The organism is Lysinibacillus sp. fkY74-1, assembly GCF_053165895.1.
In genome coordinates this window covers 3591576-3607367 of record NZ_CP170173.1, presented here as the reverse complement: position 1 = coordinate 3607367, position 15792 = coordinate 3591576, and the positions used below count along the sequence as shown (strand labels likewise).

Sequence of the window (15792 nt, the reverse complement as noted above, 5' to 3'; positions counted from 1 at the left end):
TTAATCCCCCTTCATCACAGCATCTATATAGATAGATGGATCATTTAAAAGTTTTGCTGCATCGTCCATAAATGGCGTCATCCATTCGGAACCCACACCATATACGACAGAAATAAGTACTAATAGGGCTGAAGGCATAAACAGCATCTTGTAGATAGATTTGTCAACGGTACCCTTTGTTTCTTTCTCCTCGCCCCAAAAGGCATAGATGAAGATACGGATGACTGATAATAGTACGAGCAGTGAGGACGCTAATATGAAAATACTACTCCACATATTTCCCGCTTCAAAACCACCTTGAACAATCAAAAGTTTGCCCACAAATCCGCTAAGTGGTGGAATTCCGGCTAAGCCAAATGCTGCAATTAAATAACACCAACCAAGCACCGGGTATTTCTTCATCAGGCCACCCATCTTACGCAAATCAGATGTACCTGTAATGTAGATGATAATACCGATTAACATAAAGAGTGCAGCCTTTATGAGCATATCGTGTACTAAATAAAACATCGCTCCCTTTAAAGAAGCTTCATTCATTTGTGAGACACCAAATAAAATAACTCCTACAGCAATGACAATATTGTAGATAATAATAAGTTTGACATCAAAGTAGGCGAGTGCCCCAATGCATCCAGCTACAATTGTAGCAATGGCAAGTACCATCAATAAATCATGAGTATATGATAAATCGTGTACAAAGAATAGTGTATAGGTACGTGTAATTGCATAGACACCTACCTTTGTGAGCAATGCACCGAATAGTGTTAATACAGGTATAGGCGCTGCTGCATACGAAGTAGGAAGCCAAAAATACAATGGGAAAATGGCTGCTTTCAATCCGAAAACCATTAAAAAGAGTACAGCTATAACCGTAATGATACCTGGCTGATTGATTTCAGCTATTTTAACGGCAATATCAGCCATGTTCAATGTTCCTACAACCGAGTATAAAAAGGCTACGGTAATGACAAATAAGGCCGACGAAATAACATTAATTAAAATATATTTGATCGATCCTTTCAGTTGCCCTTTCTCGCCACCTAGCACGATCAGTAAATATGAAGCCATTAATAATACTTCGAAGAAAACGAATAAGTTAAAAATATCACCTGTAGTAAAAGCCCCATTAACCCCAGTTAAAATAAACATGATACCAGGGTAATAAAAGAATCTTTCCCGTTCCTTCGTAATAGAACCAAAGCCATACCAAACAACAAAAAAAGCAATTAACAATGTTGTTGTAACGAGCAATGCGGATACCATATCAGAAACCATGGTAATGCCATAAGGGACAGGCCAATCTCCAAAGGTAACCTTTTGGATACCATCATGTTTCACTTTCAATAGAAGTGAAATGGCAGTAATCAAGGATATCCCGATTCCAAGTAATGAAAATGTTCGTTGATACATTAAATTTTTTTGCCCAAACATTAAAATCATACCGAAGAAAAACGGAATGATGATAGGCAGCAGTAGGAAGTTATTCATCCTCATCACTTCCTCTCATTAAGCTAATATCATCAGTTTGTAGCTCCTGATAGGAACGATATGCTAGCACAAGGAAAAACGCTGTGACGCCAAAGCTAATAACAATAGCGGTTAAAATAAGTGCCTGGGGTAATGGATCTGCAAAGGGTTTAGCTCCTTCGTTTAACACGGGTGGAGCCTCACCACCAAGACCACCCATCGTTAATATCAGTAGGTGAGCACCGTGACTTAAAAGTCCCGTACCAATAATAATTCGTAATAAACTTTTTGATAAAATTAAATAGACAGCTGCCATAAAGAGGAAGCCAATGACAAAGGCCATAATTATTTCCATTATTCATCCTCTCCAATCGTTTGAATAATGGTCATCGTAACACCCACAACAACCAGATAGACACCGCTATCAAAAAGCATAGCCGTGTGTAAAGACTGTTTGCCTAGAAGCGGTAAATCGAAATAATTAAAGAAATGCGTAAAAAAAGGTTCGCCAACAAACATAGGAAATGCCGCAGTGGCAAGGGCTAATAATAAACCAATAGCCGTTAAATACGTGTAATTAATAGGTAAAATATGTCGTACAGTACGAATATCAAAGGCTAACACTAATAGCACGATGGCACTGGAGGTTAAAAGTCCTCCAACAAAGCCACCACCAGGCGTGTAATGACCTGCTAAAAAAATATGAATGGAGAAGAAGAAAATAATGAAAAATACAATTTTAGCCGTAAATTGTATTATCACATCATTTGTTTTCATGTGTTTTCTCCTTTCTATTCATGCGCAATTTAATCATAGCCAAAATGGCCATTCCAGCAATACCGAGCACTGTAATTTCAAACAATGTATCAAAGCCACGATAGTCTACTAAAATTACATTAACAATATTTCCTCCGCCCGCTAAGGAGTAAACGGTTTCCTCATAGTATTTAGAAATAGAAGGAATAAGTTTTTGTGAATGAGCAGATAATGCGACAAGTGTTACCATGGCACCTATTGTAATAGATACAACAGCTCGATTTAATTGAAATCTCATACGTTCTTCTCGTTTACCAAGTTTTGGCAGATGGTAGAATGCCATTAAAAAGAGAGCAACAGATATAGTCTCTATAACAAGCTGTGTTAAGGCTAAATCTGGCGCATTAAAAATAACAAAAAATAATGCTACCGTATAACCAACAGAGCCAAGACCTATAATGGCTGTTAAACGCGATTTGGCTAGTATAGTGATAGCTGTTCCAATTAATAAAACCACGACTAAAATAATTTCATAGGGCCTAATTGGAGCTGTCTCTTGGAATGAAAAACTAAAGGCATTTTTCACAAAAAGCGAACCAATGACGATAATAGCAATACCACTAAACATATAAAGTAGATAATGACGCATTGACCCCGTCATGTAGAGTCGAGAAAGGCGATTCAAGCCAACATCTAACCCCTGCATAATTTTGTCATAAGCATTATTCAAGGTGAAAGCCTTTGGGAATCGTTGATACATCCCTTGCCATTTCGGTAGTGATACAAATAGCAGTACTCCTATGATAATAATTCCTATCGTCATTAGAAGCTCTGGATTGATTCCATGCCAGGCAGATACATGAATGTCAATATCTTGTGGTACCTCGTATAAAAATGGCTGAATCGCTAGTACAGCAGGTTTGACAAATGTATCACCAATAAAATTCGGGATAAAGAATATAAGCACAACTAATCCTGCTAAAAGCATTGGAGAAACTAGCATCCCAATAGGTGCTTCATGTGGTTTATGCGGTAATTGTTCTGGTTTGTAGTTGCCATTAAATGTTCGGAAAACAAAATAAAAGCTATAAATAAATGTGAAAATACTAGCAACCCAAGCCACGATTGGGAAGAGCACTCCCCATGTATCGAAGCCAAAAAACTCAAACTTTTGAAGCGCGAGCATGGCTGTTAAAAACATTTCTTTACTTAAGAAGCCATTAAACGGTGGAAGACCAGCCATCGATAAGCTTCCTATTGCCGCAACTGTAAAACTGATAGGCATAATACTCATTAACCCACCCAATTTACGAATATCACGTGTCCCTGTTTCATGATCGATAATCCCGGCAATCATGAATAGGCTACCTTTAAATGTAGCGTGATTGATCAGATGGAAGATGGCAGCAAATGCCGCAAATTTAATTGTATCTACGGATTCGTTGGCATGAAACGCCACTGCGCTTGCCCCAAGTAGTGACATAATAAGTCCAAGTTGACTGACGGTCGAGAAGGCAAGAATCCCTTTCAAGTCCGTTTGTTTGACTGCAAAGAATGAACCCCAGAATAAAGTTAAAATACCTATACCTGTTACAAGCCATACCCAGAGCTCAGAAGCCGCAAAAATTGGGGTAAAGCGTGCTACTAAATAAATACCTGCTTTGACCATTGTGGCAGAGTGAAGGTATGCACTTACTGGTGTAGGTGCTTCCATTGCATCTGGTAGCCAAATGTAAAATGGGAATTGAGCCGATTTTGTAAATGCTCCTAGAAGGAGTAACACAAGCGACCAAGTAAATAAAGGGTGATCAACTAGATTTGGAGCCATAACCATTAGCTCTCGAATGGAATAAGTTCCACCCATTAAGTAGAGAAGAACGAATCCACCTAACATCATTAAGCCACCGCCAACTGTTATCATCATTGACTTCAGTGCTCCAAGGCGTGACGCATCACGGTTATACCAATAACCAATGAGTAGGAATGAGGAAATGGACGTTAATTCCCAAAAGAAATAAAGTGTAATTAAATGATCTGACTGTACTACTCCAAGCATTGCAGACATAAATAACAGTAAGTAAACATAAAAATTATGTAATTTTTCTTTATGTTTATCTAAGTAAAAAATGGAGTAGAGGACAACTAATGATCCGATCCCAGTAATTAGTAGCGAGAATAATAAGCTAAGGCCATCCAAATAGGAGACGAAGGAAATATCAAGCGATGGAATCCAAGGAAGTTTAGCTGTAAACACTCCACCTTTAGCTACTTGTGCAATATAAGATGCATAAATCACCACGAGCGTAGCTGGAACAGCGAGAACAAACCAGCCAGTATGAATATTCTTTATGCTTTTATATAAAAATGGTACGAATATTGCAGCAAGCATGGGAATGAAAATATAAAGTACTTGTAACAAAAAAACCCTCCTTTATGCAGGTAAGTATATCAATTATAACGTACTTTAATCGGGAATGCATACGTACTATTGGGATTTAGCTTGCGGTAGTAGGAGAATTTTCGTTATATTATAAATAGGAAGTTATCAATAAAAATAGAGGAAAAAATTTTTTATGAAGAATCCGTATATCTATGGTTATTTACCATTAATTACAATTTTATTGTTTAGTTTGACATTTGGTATGTATGCAGTTGGAGAATCTTTACAAATTTTTCGAGCAATCGGTGTATATTCAGGTATGCGAGAATTTTTGTCTGATGTTGAATTACGTGTATTTTTACTCATTGTGTTTGCTATTGTTTTTTTTATGCTATTTTCAGCACTCAAACTAGTAGGAGAAACAATCCATGAGTTAGGAATGCTCTTTTTTTCAAAAGACAACGATGGAGCAACTGTTAGTCAAGCACGAGGCGGCTATATTATTTTGTTTATTGGTGCCATGTGTTCAGCATTTGCCATCCAATTTATTTATGTGTTAATAGGAATTTTTGTTCTAACTGTTTTTACATATTTCATTTATCTTATTTACAAAATGAGTCATTTTATGTCAATGGGCGGCACAATCGGTCTATTAATCTTTGAGCTTTTTATGTGGACTATTCTATTAACATTCATCGTTTATGTTGTATTGAAACTATATAATGGAATATTAGCAAGTCTGCCATTTGCTCAATAAATGCATACTGTAGGCAAAAGCCCTCGAGAATCTCAATCTCGAGGGCTTTTGCTATTTCTTAAATGACTGTTTGCATGGGGGTTCTGTTATTTTGCCTGGCACGTCCAAGTAACCCGTTCCTTTTTGTCATACAACCAAACTACTAATTTTACTCAAGTAAAACATTAAATAATTGATGATGAATTTTGTATTCTTCTAATTTTTGCATGGATTGAGGCTTATCATAGCCAATCCATACGGCCGCTGTATAGGTATCATTAAGTCCGGCAAGCCAATAGTCTCGATAGTCATTCGTTGTCCCTGTTTTGGCCCCAACGTAGCTGCTATTACTGTAGACTCCCTGTCCCGTACCGTTCGTCACAACATCGGCAAGTAGCTCACGCATGTATTTTACTGTTTTAGGAGACCAAATTTGATCACGCTGTGTATCCCAACTATAGAGTTCTGTTCCATCTAAAGCTGTCACTTTACGAATGCTATGTGCTAGAACATAAGATCCATCAATAAAGCTTGTATAGGCATCTGCTAGCTCTAAAGCTGTTACACCGTAAGTAAGCCCGCCCAAGGAAGCTGCATAATTATGGTCCTTTTCTACAATGGAGCGAAAATGAAAGCGATCTAAATATTGAAATGCTGTATCAATGCCAACTGTCTGGAAGAGTCGCAGTGCCGATGTATTGTAGCTATGTCGAAATGCAGTGCGCAGCGACACATCCCCATACTTGTAGCCCCCGTAGTTTTGAGGGCAAAATGATCCGACACAATAACTGCCACCATTTACAATCGAATCAGGTGTATGTGTTGTTGTTTCAAAGAAAGGAGCATAGACGGCCAGTGGCTTAAACGCGGAACCTGGTTGCCGTGTTCCTTGAAATGCACGATGATAATCAAACTTTTCATAGCTTTTTCCTGCATATAAGCTAACGATTTCTCTTGATTGGTTTTGAATAACAGCACCTGCTGCTTGCAATGAACCGGCACCTAAGGTAGCTGTCATTTGTTGTTCATCATGCCGCTGTTTTTGTGGATCCAACGCAGTGTTAATAATCAGTCCATTTTGAAATAATGAATCAAGTCGATTGTCTAATTGTGTCTTAATTTTTTTCTTCTCTTCCTCATTATCTGTATGGTTAAGTCGATCCGCATAGCCTTCTTTTTCTGCAACTAACCATTTTAATTCTTGAAGAACGTAAGTACTGTACATAGGATAGCTTTGAATTTTATCCTTAATATGCAATGTAATCGGTTTTGCCTTATAAGTTGTCGCTTCTTCCTTTGTAATGCTACCTTTCACGGCAAGTGTATCTAATAAGCGTTCTTGACGTGCTTTAGTTTGTTCAAAGTTTTTTAAAGGGTTATAAAGTGAAGGGTTATTGGGAATCGCTGCAATAAAAGCAATTTCAGCTATAGATAATTGCTGAAGTGGTCTTTGAAAATAATAGGTTGCTGCTCCACCAATACCGTAAACTTGATTGCTAAAATAGGACTCGTTAAGATACATGGTTAATATTGCTTCTTTATCGAATTCTTTTTCTAATTCATAAGCATAAAAAAGTTCGGTTAATTTTCGTTCATATGTTTTTTCATCAGATAAATAACGCATTCGAACAAGCTGCTGTGTAATCGTACTGCCACCCTGTGAGCTAGTACTTGTACTTGAATTGGCGACTACTGCACGCATAATAGCACTTAAATCAAAGCCAATGTGTTCATAAAAGTCGGCATCCTCACTTGCAATGAATATTTCCTGGGCAATTTGTGGAATTTCTTGCAATGTTAATGGCTGCCGCCATTCGACATATTCTTCACTAAATGTTTGCCCATTTTGATCCTTAAGTGTTATAGGGAGCTGGGGTTGTACTTCAGGTAAATGAATCGCCTGTGAAATTTGTTCTTCATGTGCTTGTGCTGTATTGATTTCTGTTCGTATGTTTGTGCTAATCCACCATAGAACAGGTAGGGAAAGAAGTATAATAAAAAACCCAAAAGCCTTTTTCATGTGTGCCTCCACTCTTTCTATGAATCCTTCAACAGAATAACATATTTTGGATTGATTCCAAATACTCGGTCAGACCTATTTCCATTGTTTTTAGAAAGGAAGTTAAAAGTGCATAAATCGTCAATACTTTGTTGAAGAAAACCAATTGGAATTATGTTAGACTAAAATGAGGTCAAGAAGGATGAATTGTCATCTTTTTCATTGAAACTGAAAATTATCATTAAAGGAGAGACTTCCATGTTTCCACAATTAACAACAGACGTACAAGCAGGCGAAGTGCTTGTAGAAATGAACACAACATTAGGTGCAGTTAAAATTAAGCTGTTCCCAGAGTTTGCACCAAAAACTGTTGAAAACTTTTTGGGTCATGCTAAATCAGGTTATTATAACGGCATCATTTTCCACCGAGTTATTCAAGACTTTATGATTCAAGGTGGTGACCCAACAGGAACAGGTATGGGCGGAGAGTCAATTTGGGGTGATTCTTTTGAAGATGAATTCTCAGATAAATTGTTTAACCTACGTGGTGCGCTATCAATGGCTAACGCTGGTCCAAACACAAATGGTTCTCAATTCTTTATCGTACAAATGAAACATCTTCCAAGCGATATGCTTCGTCAATTACAAGGAGCAGGCTTCCCAGAGGAAATTATCGAAGCTTATGCACAAAATGGTGGTACTCCTTGGTTAGACCATAAACATACTGTATTCGGTCATGTTGTAGAAGGAATGGATATTGTAGATAAAATTGCGGATGTAGAAAAAGATCCTCGTGATAAGCCATTAGAAGATGTGAAAATTGAGTCAATTACAGTCTTTGAATAATAATTATAAGGACGTGTAGAGCATGGAAAACTTAATGTATCAATTTTTATATTTCCCTGAAGATAAATCAGGATATATTCCAGCAGCATTTGAATTTTTAATCATGCTTATTTTATGTGTAATCGTGTTTACGCTTTTCCGAAAAATTTCTAAAAAGCAGGAAATGAAATCAAAGGAAATTGAAGCGCGTATATTAGCAGAAAAGAAAAGCACAAACAACCAACAAAATGTCTAATGAAAAAGAATCTGCCTCCAATGGAGACAGATTCTTTATTTTAAATTTTTCTTTTTGAACGACGAACCATGTTTTGTATTGTTTTGAAGGCATGGAAGCAAACGAGTACAATGGATAGGCCAATTCCACTTAAGGCGGTAATGAAGGCAACCCATTCGAACGGTGTATAGCTCCAAACACTATCTAAATCATTACTGTCCTTCCATTCTTCAATGACTAAATTCATTCCGTAAATACCGGAAATAACCGTAAATACGGTTAAAATAAATAGTAAATTATTGCTTCGATTATCGGATTGATCTTCTTGTGTTCGATATAGGCTGTTCAATGTCGCTTTTGTTCCTACATAATGTTCATTAATACGGAAATGCTTTCGTAGCATTTGAGCTATTTCTCTACCTTCAGTCCGAACAACGACCTCTTCAAAATAATAACGTGCAGAAAACTCTGTGATAAGTTCGATTAATTCATTAACAATTTGTTTATCTTTCCCCCATTTAATTTCACTGTATTCATAGGAAAGCTTTAGAAGCATCATTTTATAAAAATAATGAATGAATAAATTGTAATAGTGAGTCCCCATAAACTCCTGAATGCTATGTGAACAATGTTCAAAAGGCCTATTTGTAAGTGTCATTTGTGACTGTGCTGAAGAGATAATAAAACTATTAGGTGCCCACCGTGTATGGGCGTGTTCCTGCACATAGTTTGAAATATATTGAGAGTTAGTACTCGAAATAAAGGGCTTGCCATCAGGTGTTCTTCCATCTACTTGCCCTAATCGAAAAAGATGCTCAGGTAATAGTTCTGCTTTTTCATCACAAATTAAATAGGCTGAGGAAAACATTCGCTCATCTTCAAAAAAAGGTAACCCTTCATAGGTATGGTCTTGGTGATGCTGAAGGAACGGTTTTAAGAAGGGGATAAAATAGTTGAATAATAGCTCACTTGTTGAATCACAATGACCGAATGAGAAATGATGACTAGCGCCTTTTTCCTCTCGCAGTTTTGCCTCCAGCACCCTAAAGTAATGAATAAAATTTAAAATATCACTAATATCATATTGGCTGTCTATGCTTGTTCGAACGGTGACGATGCCATTGCCGAAAGGGCATAGTGTCACATCGATGCTCATAAGCTCGTAGTTAATACAATTTTCATGATGGTGTAAGGCTCCTTGTGTATAGAATGCTTTTGAGAAGCGAAGAAAGTCTGGGCTATCCATTTTATTTGGAAATAATTTATCCTCAAGAAAGGGATAGAAAAATTGGGCAAGCTCCTCATGTATAATTGTTATGTCTCCATAAAAGGCATGTTCAAGATTAGCGTTGTTCAATTCAAAAAAAGAAAATCCTTCTTCTAAAAGGGTATGACCAATCTTTTGCCGATCTTTTATTTGGTAGGCGAAGGGAAATAAGAATGTCATATATGCACGTTCAATTGTTAAAGGAACTAAGTCCATTTGAAAACACCCCTTTTTCCATCTGTTTGTTAAGAGACTTTTCCACATCGTAAGAATTTTAAACATATAAAAAGAAGGAATCCTAAATAATCAGAATTCCTTCTCTTATTTTTATTGTTCAAAGGCTTTTTTAAAGCGCTCTACGCCGTCTCGTACTGTTTCAAATGAACAAGCTACATTCATACGTAGGAAGCCTCGACCCTCTTCTCCGTATTTTGTACCTGGCTCTAATGCCAGTTGACCAATTTCTAATAGTCGTTTCATAATGTCTTTTTCTTCAAGCTTAAGCTCTCGATAATCAATCCATATTAAATAAGTGGATTGTGGTTTAATGATACGAATGCCTGGAATCTGCTCTAACTCGGCTTTGACATAATCCATATTTGCTGAAATATACGGCAGCAATTCATCTAGCCAAGGGGTGCCTTCCGTATACGCAGCTTGCAATGCTACAGAGGCAAAAGTATTTAAAGAGCCTTGTCCACTTGCCATATTCACGGCTTCTAGCTGTAGACGTTTTTTCTTATCTGGCACAATCATATAGGAAACTTGAATACCTGCTAAATTAAATGTTTTAGTAGGAGCCATACACGTTACGATCCGATTGATTTCATCGCCTGCTATTTTGGCAATAGGAATATGCTTTTCTCCATTGATCATTAAATCAGCATGAATTTCATCTGAAATAATAAGAACATCGTATTGAGCACAGAGTCTTACAATTTCCTTTAAAGTAGCTTCATCCCATACATAACCTCCAGGGTTGTGAGGGTTGCATAATATGTAGGCTTTCACATTTTGAGCTAGTGCCTGTTCAAAAGCTTCAAAATCTACGATAAATTTACCATCATTTTTTTCAACTAGCGGACAGCTTACCACTTCGCGTCCATTGCTTTTTGGAATGTTAAAAAATGGTGGGTAAACGGGTGTTGATATAAGGACTTTATCTCCTGGATTAGTAAAGGCTACAATGCTATTTGCTAAGGCGGCAACAACACCATTACAGAATACGATAGAATCCTTGTCAATTTGCCAATCATGACGAGTATTTTGCCAGTCCACTATTGACTGTATTGCTTCCTCGCTCATAAAGCTATAACCAAAAACAGTACGTTCAGCATGTTCCTGCAATGCTTTTGAAACGGCTGTCGGAGCAGCAAAATCCATATCAGCTACCCACATTGGCAATATCTCGGACGCATCGTTTAGTCCATAAACCATTTTCATTGCGTCCCATTTTACGGAGTTTGTAAAACGGCGTTTGATAGTTTGATCAAAAATAGACAAGCAAATCACTCTTTTCTTTTTTATTTACTATGGTATCATACGATTATGATCAAAGGATAAATAGGTGAGTATTTTGGAAAATGTAAAAATGAATCAAGCAGCTGTGCATCTGCTAGAGGAGTGGGATCCATTCCACTTAGGTCCAGACCATTATGATACGGAAACAGCAGATGTTGTAGCGGCATTGCAAGGAATCGATGATCCGTCGACACTTGCAAAAGTTATTCAAGAAACATATGAGCATTCGTTTGAGCAATGGATTCCTTTTGAGGAATGTGTAGCCATTTCTTACAAACTGATTGCTATTAAATTTGAAGCAAAATGTATTATTTAAAATATTTTGCATATTTCCTATAAAAAAGGGGTTGTCATGTGACAACCTCTTTTTTCATCCTAATGTTGGAGGTTCTTTATTCTTATTTAAATAATGGTAAGATGCCCTGAATGAAAATAATTAATATAGCAATAGGGGACACGTAGCGAATTAACATGTACCAAATTGTAAATATCCAACTAGATGCGGCTAGCTCTTTACGTGAAATATCTTTTGTATAATAATAACCTGCAAAAATTGATATGAGCAGAGCACCAATAGGCATTCCGATGCTGTTGGTCATAAAATCAACAAAATCAAAAATAGAACGGTCTAAAATCTTCACATCTGATAGTATACCAAATGACAATGCACTAGGAATACCAACAATAAAGATAATGATGCCACCAATCCATGCAATTTTTTTCCGTTTTTCTGGCTTATCTCCGATTGCTATTGCTACGACAATTTCTAACATGGAGATGGAAGATGTAACTGTGGCAAATAGTAATAAAATAAAGAAGATGGTTAAGAAAAGAGCACCGAGAGGCAGTTGCTCGAAAACAGCCGGCAAAATAATGAATACGAGGCCAGGTCCTTGATCGGGTGTATAGCCAAGTGCGAATACTGCTGGGAAAATAACAAGACCAGCAAGTAAAGAGATGATGATGTTCATAGATGCAACATTAATGGCTGAGTTACCAATTTTTTCTGTTTTCGATAGATAGGAAGCATAGGTAATCATAACCGCAATACCAACACTTAATGAGAAAAATGCTTGTCCTAATGCCATTAAAAATGTTTCGGCATTCAGGTAAGACCAATCTGGCACAAACATAAATTTAACGCCTTCCATTGCTCCATCCAATGTTAAAGAGCGTATGACTAATATAATGAAGAAAATAAACAAGAGCGGCATCATCCATGTGCTGGCTTTTTCAATGCCACCCTTAATACCAGCTGACACAATGACTACTGTCAATAACATAAATAGCCCTTGCACAAGAACTGCTTCAAATGGACTCGCAATTATATTGCCAAATAAATCTGCATAATTGATGTCAGAACCTGCATTCGTTAGCTTAAAAGTAAAGGCACGACCCAAATAGCTTAAAATCCACCCACCTACAACACTATAGAAAGATAAGATAAGGCCCGCAATGACCATACCGCCCCATCCAATTAAATACCATGGCTTTCCTGGCGCCTGTTCTTTAAAGGATGTGACAGCATCCTTTTGTCCACGACGACCAATCATAAACTCTGCAATGAGTACTGGTAAGCCGATAAAGAATGTACATAAAACGAATAATAAAATAAAGACACTACCACCATTAGTACCAGCCATATATGGGAATTTCCAAATGGCTCCTAGTCCTATAGCACTTCCAGCAGCAGCTAAAATAAACCCAATTTTAGTTGTAAATTGATCTCTTGATGACACAAAAATAAAGCCTCCTTATACTAAAGTTTTATTTTACCGCATTATTTTCATAACACAAGCAAATATCTGAATATTGACTAGGGTGTTTCTACACTAGTAGCCATTGAGATGGAATTTTAGTTGGATACTTCCTTTATTGGTAAAAAATCTTATTGATATGTAACAATTAGGATATTTCTGTCGTTCCATAAACAAAAGGAGGGATCGCTTTGGTAGAGGCCGATTTAATAGCAAGAGCACAGCAAGGAGACAAAGATGCCTATATCGACCTAATTCGAATTCATCAACAGACAGTTGAAAGGTTTGCCTTTCAGTGTGGCGTACATAGCAATGATTTAGCTGATGTTTCACAGGAGGTATTTGTTAAACTGTATCGCTTTTTACATCAATTTAAACAGGATCGGTTTACGACATGGCTCTATAAAATTACATTGAATGCTACACGGGATTATTATCGGAAGGAACAGAGAGAACTGGCGAAAGGGGACAAGCTTAATGCGCATCGTCAAACTATTTTTCTCTCTGCTGAAGACGATGTTCTATTATTTGAAGAAGATAGAACTTTACATAATGCTATTCAATCCCTAGATGAAAAATATCGGTACCCTATCGTACTGTATTATTTTCACGAGTTAAAATACGAAGAAATCGCAGAGGTTTTAAATATTTCATTATCAACGGTCAAAGTACGGCTATTACGTGCGAAAGAAAAGTTGAAGGCAGCATTAATGCAAGAAGGGAGTGTTGAAAATGGATGATAAACAATTTAATCAACGTATAGCACTACTGAAAAAATCCTATGAGCGAATGGAGTCAAAACTAGATCCACAACATGTACTTCAGCAAATTGAAAATGAAGATGCCATTAGGGATTCTCAAGAAACCATAAATACGATTCTAAAGTCTTCAGCAAAATGGCAAAAGCCTGCTGTTTGGATTGCTAGCATCGCCAGCGTTTTATTAGTTGGACTATTAATATCATCGTTTATGCTCCACCCATCAGTTCTCGTGCATTCAAATGAAGAAAAGATAGAAAGCAGCTATGAAGAATGGTTCTCTAGCTTACAAAAGAAGTATCAAGAGAAACGTGAAAAAACACGTGTTGAGCTTGACATACCTGAGGAAGACTTTAAGAAACTCTCGTTTGTTGAATCTGCTGATTATAAATACAATGATAAAGCTAAAAATAAAAAAATAGTACTAAATAAAATGGCTTATGATCCTAAATATTTAACACAGTTAGAGCAAGAGATACTAGACAGTTTGCAAACACCTCGAGAGCTGATAGAGCGGATTGAAACGTACGAAAATCCGATGTCATTTGCCGAGTCTAGATATTTCTTTAGCATATATTACCCAACAAAAGATGTTTTGCAATATTATACAAATGAACTTTCCCAATATAATAAAGTACTGTCACAAAAAAAGAAAGATTATCCTAAAGAACTAAATCAATTAATTGCAACGGCCAAAAAACAATATTTCGAGTTGTCTTATGATGGACAAAACTATAGTTTTAGAACGAATCCGATTTTTATGAAAGATGCACCAGTATCCATTGACCGTCTTCATCCTGATATATTAGGTTATTTTAAATATTTGGCTACAGGCTCTTTATTCAATGGTGAGGATTTACGTTTTTCTGCAGAAGAATCTGCTCGTATTTTAAAATTATACGAAAGAACATTAGTTAATGATTTATCAAATTCATACCTCGATTTCCAATTGCGAAATTTAAACAAAGAGTTTGAAAATACGTGGCTTGTACTTTTGAAAGGTGATGACAAAACTAGATACTCACCAGAACATATAGAGCTATTAAATGATACGGCTAATGGGAAGTATGGGGAATCGATGCGTTTGACCGCACAATTCATCCTCGAAGAATTTAAGAGAGAAGGAACATCCAAAACCATAGACAAACTAACAAGACAGGATATTAGGATGGAGCTTTCATATTTGAGTAATGAAGTCTATATAGAAATATATGATGGTTCAACAGGTTTACAAATTGATAACCGTTGGATTATCCAAACGGAAGGTTTATACAACGCGTATGTGTCAAGTAAAGATGATACCATCCTAGATTCATTAAACCCAATGAATGTTGTGAGCCTATTCTTATATGCACAAGGAAAAGGCGATCAAGAAACAGTAAAACAGTTAGTGTCTCAAGCTGTAGATGTGGATAAATTGGTTCAATTTGATGGTATGCAACATTTTACAGTTCTATATGCAACAGATACATCCCAAACAACCATTAAAGTAGGTGTTAAACCAGAATCCATTCAAATGATTGGCCAGCGCTTAACCTTCCAATTAGGTACAGTTCCTATAGAAAAAGGAGAAAAACGTTTCATCATTACAGCTATTCCCGAATAAGGAGATTTTTTGCCCCGTTTTTACACGTATGTTATAATTTAAGCGATATATACGTAGCAAACCAAAAGAAAGTGGGCAAAGGTTATGGTAAAAAAATATGAATTAGGAGACGTGTTGACCGGAAAAGTTACAGGTATTCAACCATACGGTGCATTTGTTGCATTAGATGACAATACGCAAGGCCTTGTGCATATTTCGGAAATAACATACGGCTTTGTGAAGGACGTTAGTGAATTTTTAGCTGTTGGGCAAGAAGTAGCGGTCAAGATACTTGAAATCGATGAAGAGGCCGAAAAAATTAGTTTATCGATGAGAGCGCTACAGGAACGCCCAGTAACCGTAAGAAAAAAAGAATCACCACCACGAAAATCATTGCAGGACCGTGTAGATGAATCGGATGCGAATGGTTTTAATTCCTTAAAAGATAAATTACAGGACTGGATTGAGCAATCTGGACAATAAAAAAGCGAGGATACTTTCAGCGT

Annotated in this window: 15 protein-coding genes; 7 read left to right on the top strand and 8 right to left on the bottom strand. The window is 36.9% G+C overall.

Annotation, left to right across the window (positions count from 1 at the left end):
• The 4 genes from ACE1MS_RS17805 to ACE1MS_RS17790 are packed head-to-tail and all read right to left on the bottom strand — an operon-like array spanning position 1 to position 4642.
• Entirely contained in the window at positions 1-1488 is a 1488-nt protein-coding gene (locus ACE1MS_RS17805; protein WP_012292379.1) for a Na+/H+ antiporter subunit D, read from the bottom strand.
• Positions 1481-1822 (bottom strand): Na(+)/H(+) antiporter subunit C, encoded by a 342-nt coding sequence (locus ACE1MS_RS17800; RefSeq protein WP_012292380.1) that lies wholly within the window; start codon positions 1820-1822, stop codon positions 1481-1483. Before ACE1MS_RS17800 ends, ACE1MS_RS17805 begins: the two co-directional genes overlap by 8 nt.
• Positions 1822-2244: a Na(+)/H(+) antiporter subunit B gene (locus ACE1MS_RS17795; protein WP_012292381.1), complete on the bottom strand. Its 423-nt coding sequence runs from the start codon at positions 2242-2244 to the stop codon at positions 1822-1824. Before ACE1MS_RS17795 ends, ACE1MS_RS17800 begins: the two co-directional genes overlap by 1 nt.
• Positions 2231-4642, bottom strand: coding sequence for a Na+/H+ antiporter subunit A (locus ACE1MS_RS17790; RefSeq protein ID WP_012292382.1), 2412 nt, complete (start codon positions 4640-4642; stop codon positions 2231-2233). The genes ACE1MS_RS17795 and ACE1MS_RS17790 overlap by 14 nt, the downstream gene beginning before the upstream one ends.
• A 154-nt stretch (positions 4643-4796) precedes the next feature.
• On the opposite strand from ACE1MS_RS17790, the gene ACE1MS_RS17785 reads away from it, so the two are divergent.
• Positions 4797-5360 (top strand): DUF5366 family protein, encoded by a 564-nt coding sequence (locus tag ACE1MS_RS17785; protein ID WP_012292383.1) that lies wholly within the window; start codon positions 4797-4799, stop codon positions 5358-5360.
• Between the two features lie 148 nt (positions 5361-5508).
• On the opposite strand, the gene ACE1MS_RS17780 is transcribed toward ACE1MS_RS17785, so the two are convergent.
• The gene (locus ACE1MS_RS17780) at positions 5509-7359 is read right to left on the bottom strand and encodes a transglycosylase domain-containing protein (RefSeq protein ID WP_031418539.1); all 1851 of its coding nucleotides are present in this window, start codon (positions 7357-7359) and stop codon (positions 5509-5511) included.
• A 237-nt stretch (positions 7360-7596) separates the two neighbouring features.
• Between ACE1MS_RS17780 and ACE1MS_RS17775 the strand changes: the two genes are divergently transcribed.
• Together ACE1MS_RS17775 and ACE1MS_RS17770 are read left to right on the top strand one after the other, a co-directional pair.
• Positions 7597-8184: a peptidylprolyl isomerase gene (locus ACE1MS_RS17775; RefSeq protein ID WP_012292385.1), complete on the top strand. Its 588-nt coding sequence runs from the start codon at positions 7597-7599 to the stop codon at positions 8182-8184.
• A 22-nt stretch (positions 8185-8206) separates the two neighbouring features.
• Entirely contained in the window at positions 8207-8419 is a 213-nt protein-coding gene (locus tag ACE1MS_RS17770) for a hypothetical protein (protein ID WP_012292386.1), read from the top strand.
• 40 nt (positions 8420-8459) lie between these two features.
• Here the strand turns inward: ACE1MS_RS17770 and ACE1MS_RS17765 are convergent, their stop codons facing one another.
• Both ACE1MS_RS17765 and ACE1MS_RS17760 read right to left on the bottom strand, forming a co-directional pair.
• Positions 8460-9881: a hypothetical protein gene (locus tag ACE1MS_RS17765; RefSeq protein WP_012292387.1), complete on the bottom strand. Its 1422-nt coding sequence runs from the start codon at positions 9879-9881 to the stop codon at positions 8460-8462.
• 111 nt (positions 9882-9992) lie between these two features.
• A complete protein-coding gene (locus ACE1MS_RS17760; RefSeq protein WP_031418536.1) occupies positions 9993-11168 on the bottom strand; it encodes a MalY/PatB family protein in 1176 nt (391 codons plus the stop codon).
• A 73-nt stretch (positions 11169-11241) separates the two neighbouring features.
• Here ACE1MS_RS17760 and ACE1MS_RS17755 point away from each other — a divergent pair, with 73 nt between their 5' ends.
• Complete coding sequence (locus ACE1MS_RS17755) at positions 11242-11502, top strand: DUF1871 family protein (RefSeq protein WP_031418535.1); 261 nt, start codon at positions 11242-11244, stop codon at positions 11500-11502.
• An 82-nt stretch (positions 11503-11584) separates the two neighbouring features.
• Here ACE1MS_RS17755 and ACE1MS_RS17750 read toward each other — a convergent pair whose 3' ends face one another.
• A complete protein-coding gene (locus ACE1MS_RS17750) occupies positions 11585-12925 on the bottom strand; it encodes a sodium-dependent transporter (protein WP_031418534.1) in 1341 nt (446 codons plus the stop codon).
• A 209-nt stretch (positions 12926-13134) separates the two neighbouring features.
• Between ACE1MS_RS17750 and ACE1MS_RS17745 the strand changes: the two genes are divergently transcribed.
• The 3 genes from ACE1MS_RS17745 (at position 13135) to yugI (ending at position 15769) form a co-directional block, all read left to right on the top strand.
• A complete protein-coding gene (locus ACE1MS_RS17745; protein ID WP_012292392.1) occupies positions 13135-13683 on the top strand; it encodes an RNA polymerase sigma factor in 549 nt (182 codons plus the stop codon).
• Positions 13676-15307, top strand: a complete 1632-nt coding sequence (locus ACE1MS_RS17740) for a hypothetical protein (RefSeq protein WP_447402517.1) — start codon at positions 13676-13678, stop codon at positions 15305-15307. Before ACE1MS_RS17745 ends, ACE1MS_RS17740 begins: the two co-directional genes overlap by 8 nt.
• Before the next feature lie 84 nt (positions 15308-15391).
• Positions 15392-15769 carry a S1 domain-containing post-transcriptional regulator GSP13 gene (yugI, locus tag ACE1MS_RS17735; RefSeq protein ID WP_012292394.1) on the top strand — a complete coding sequence of 126 codons (378 nt, stop codon included), beginning with the start codon at positions 15392-15394 and terminating at the stop codon, positions 15767-15769.
• Positions 15770-15792: the final 23 nt, after the last annotated feature.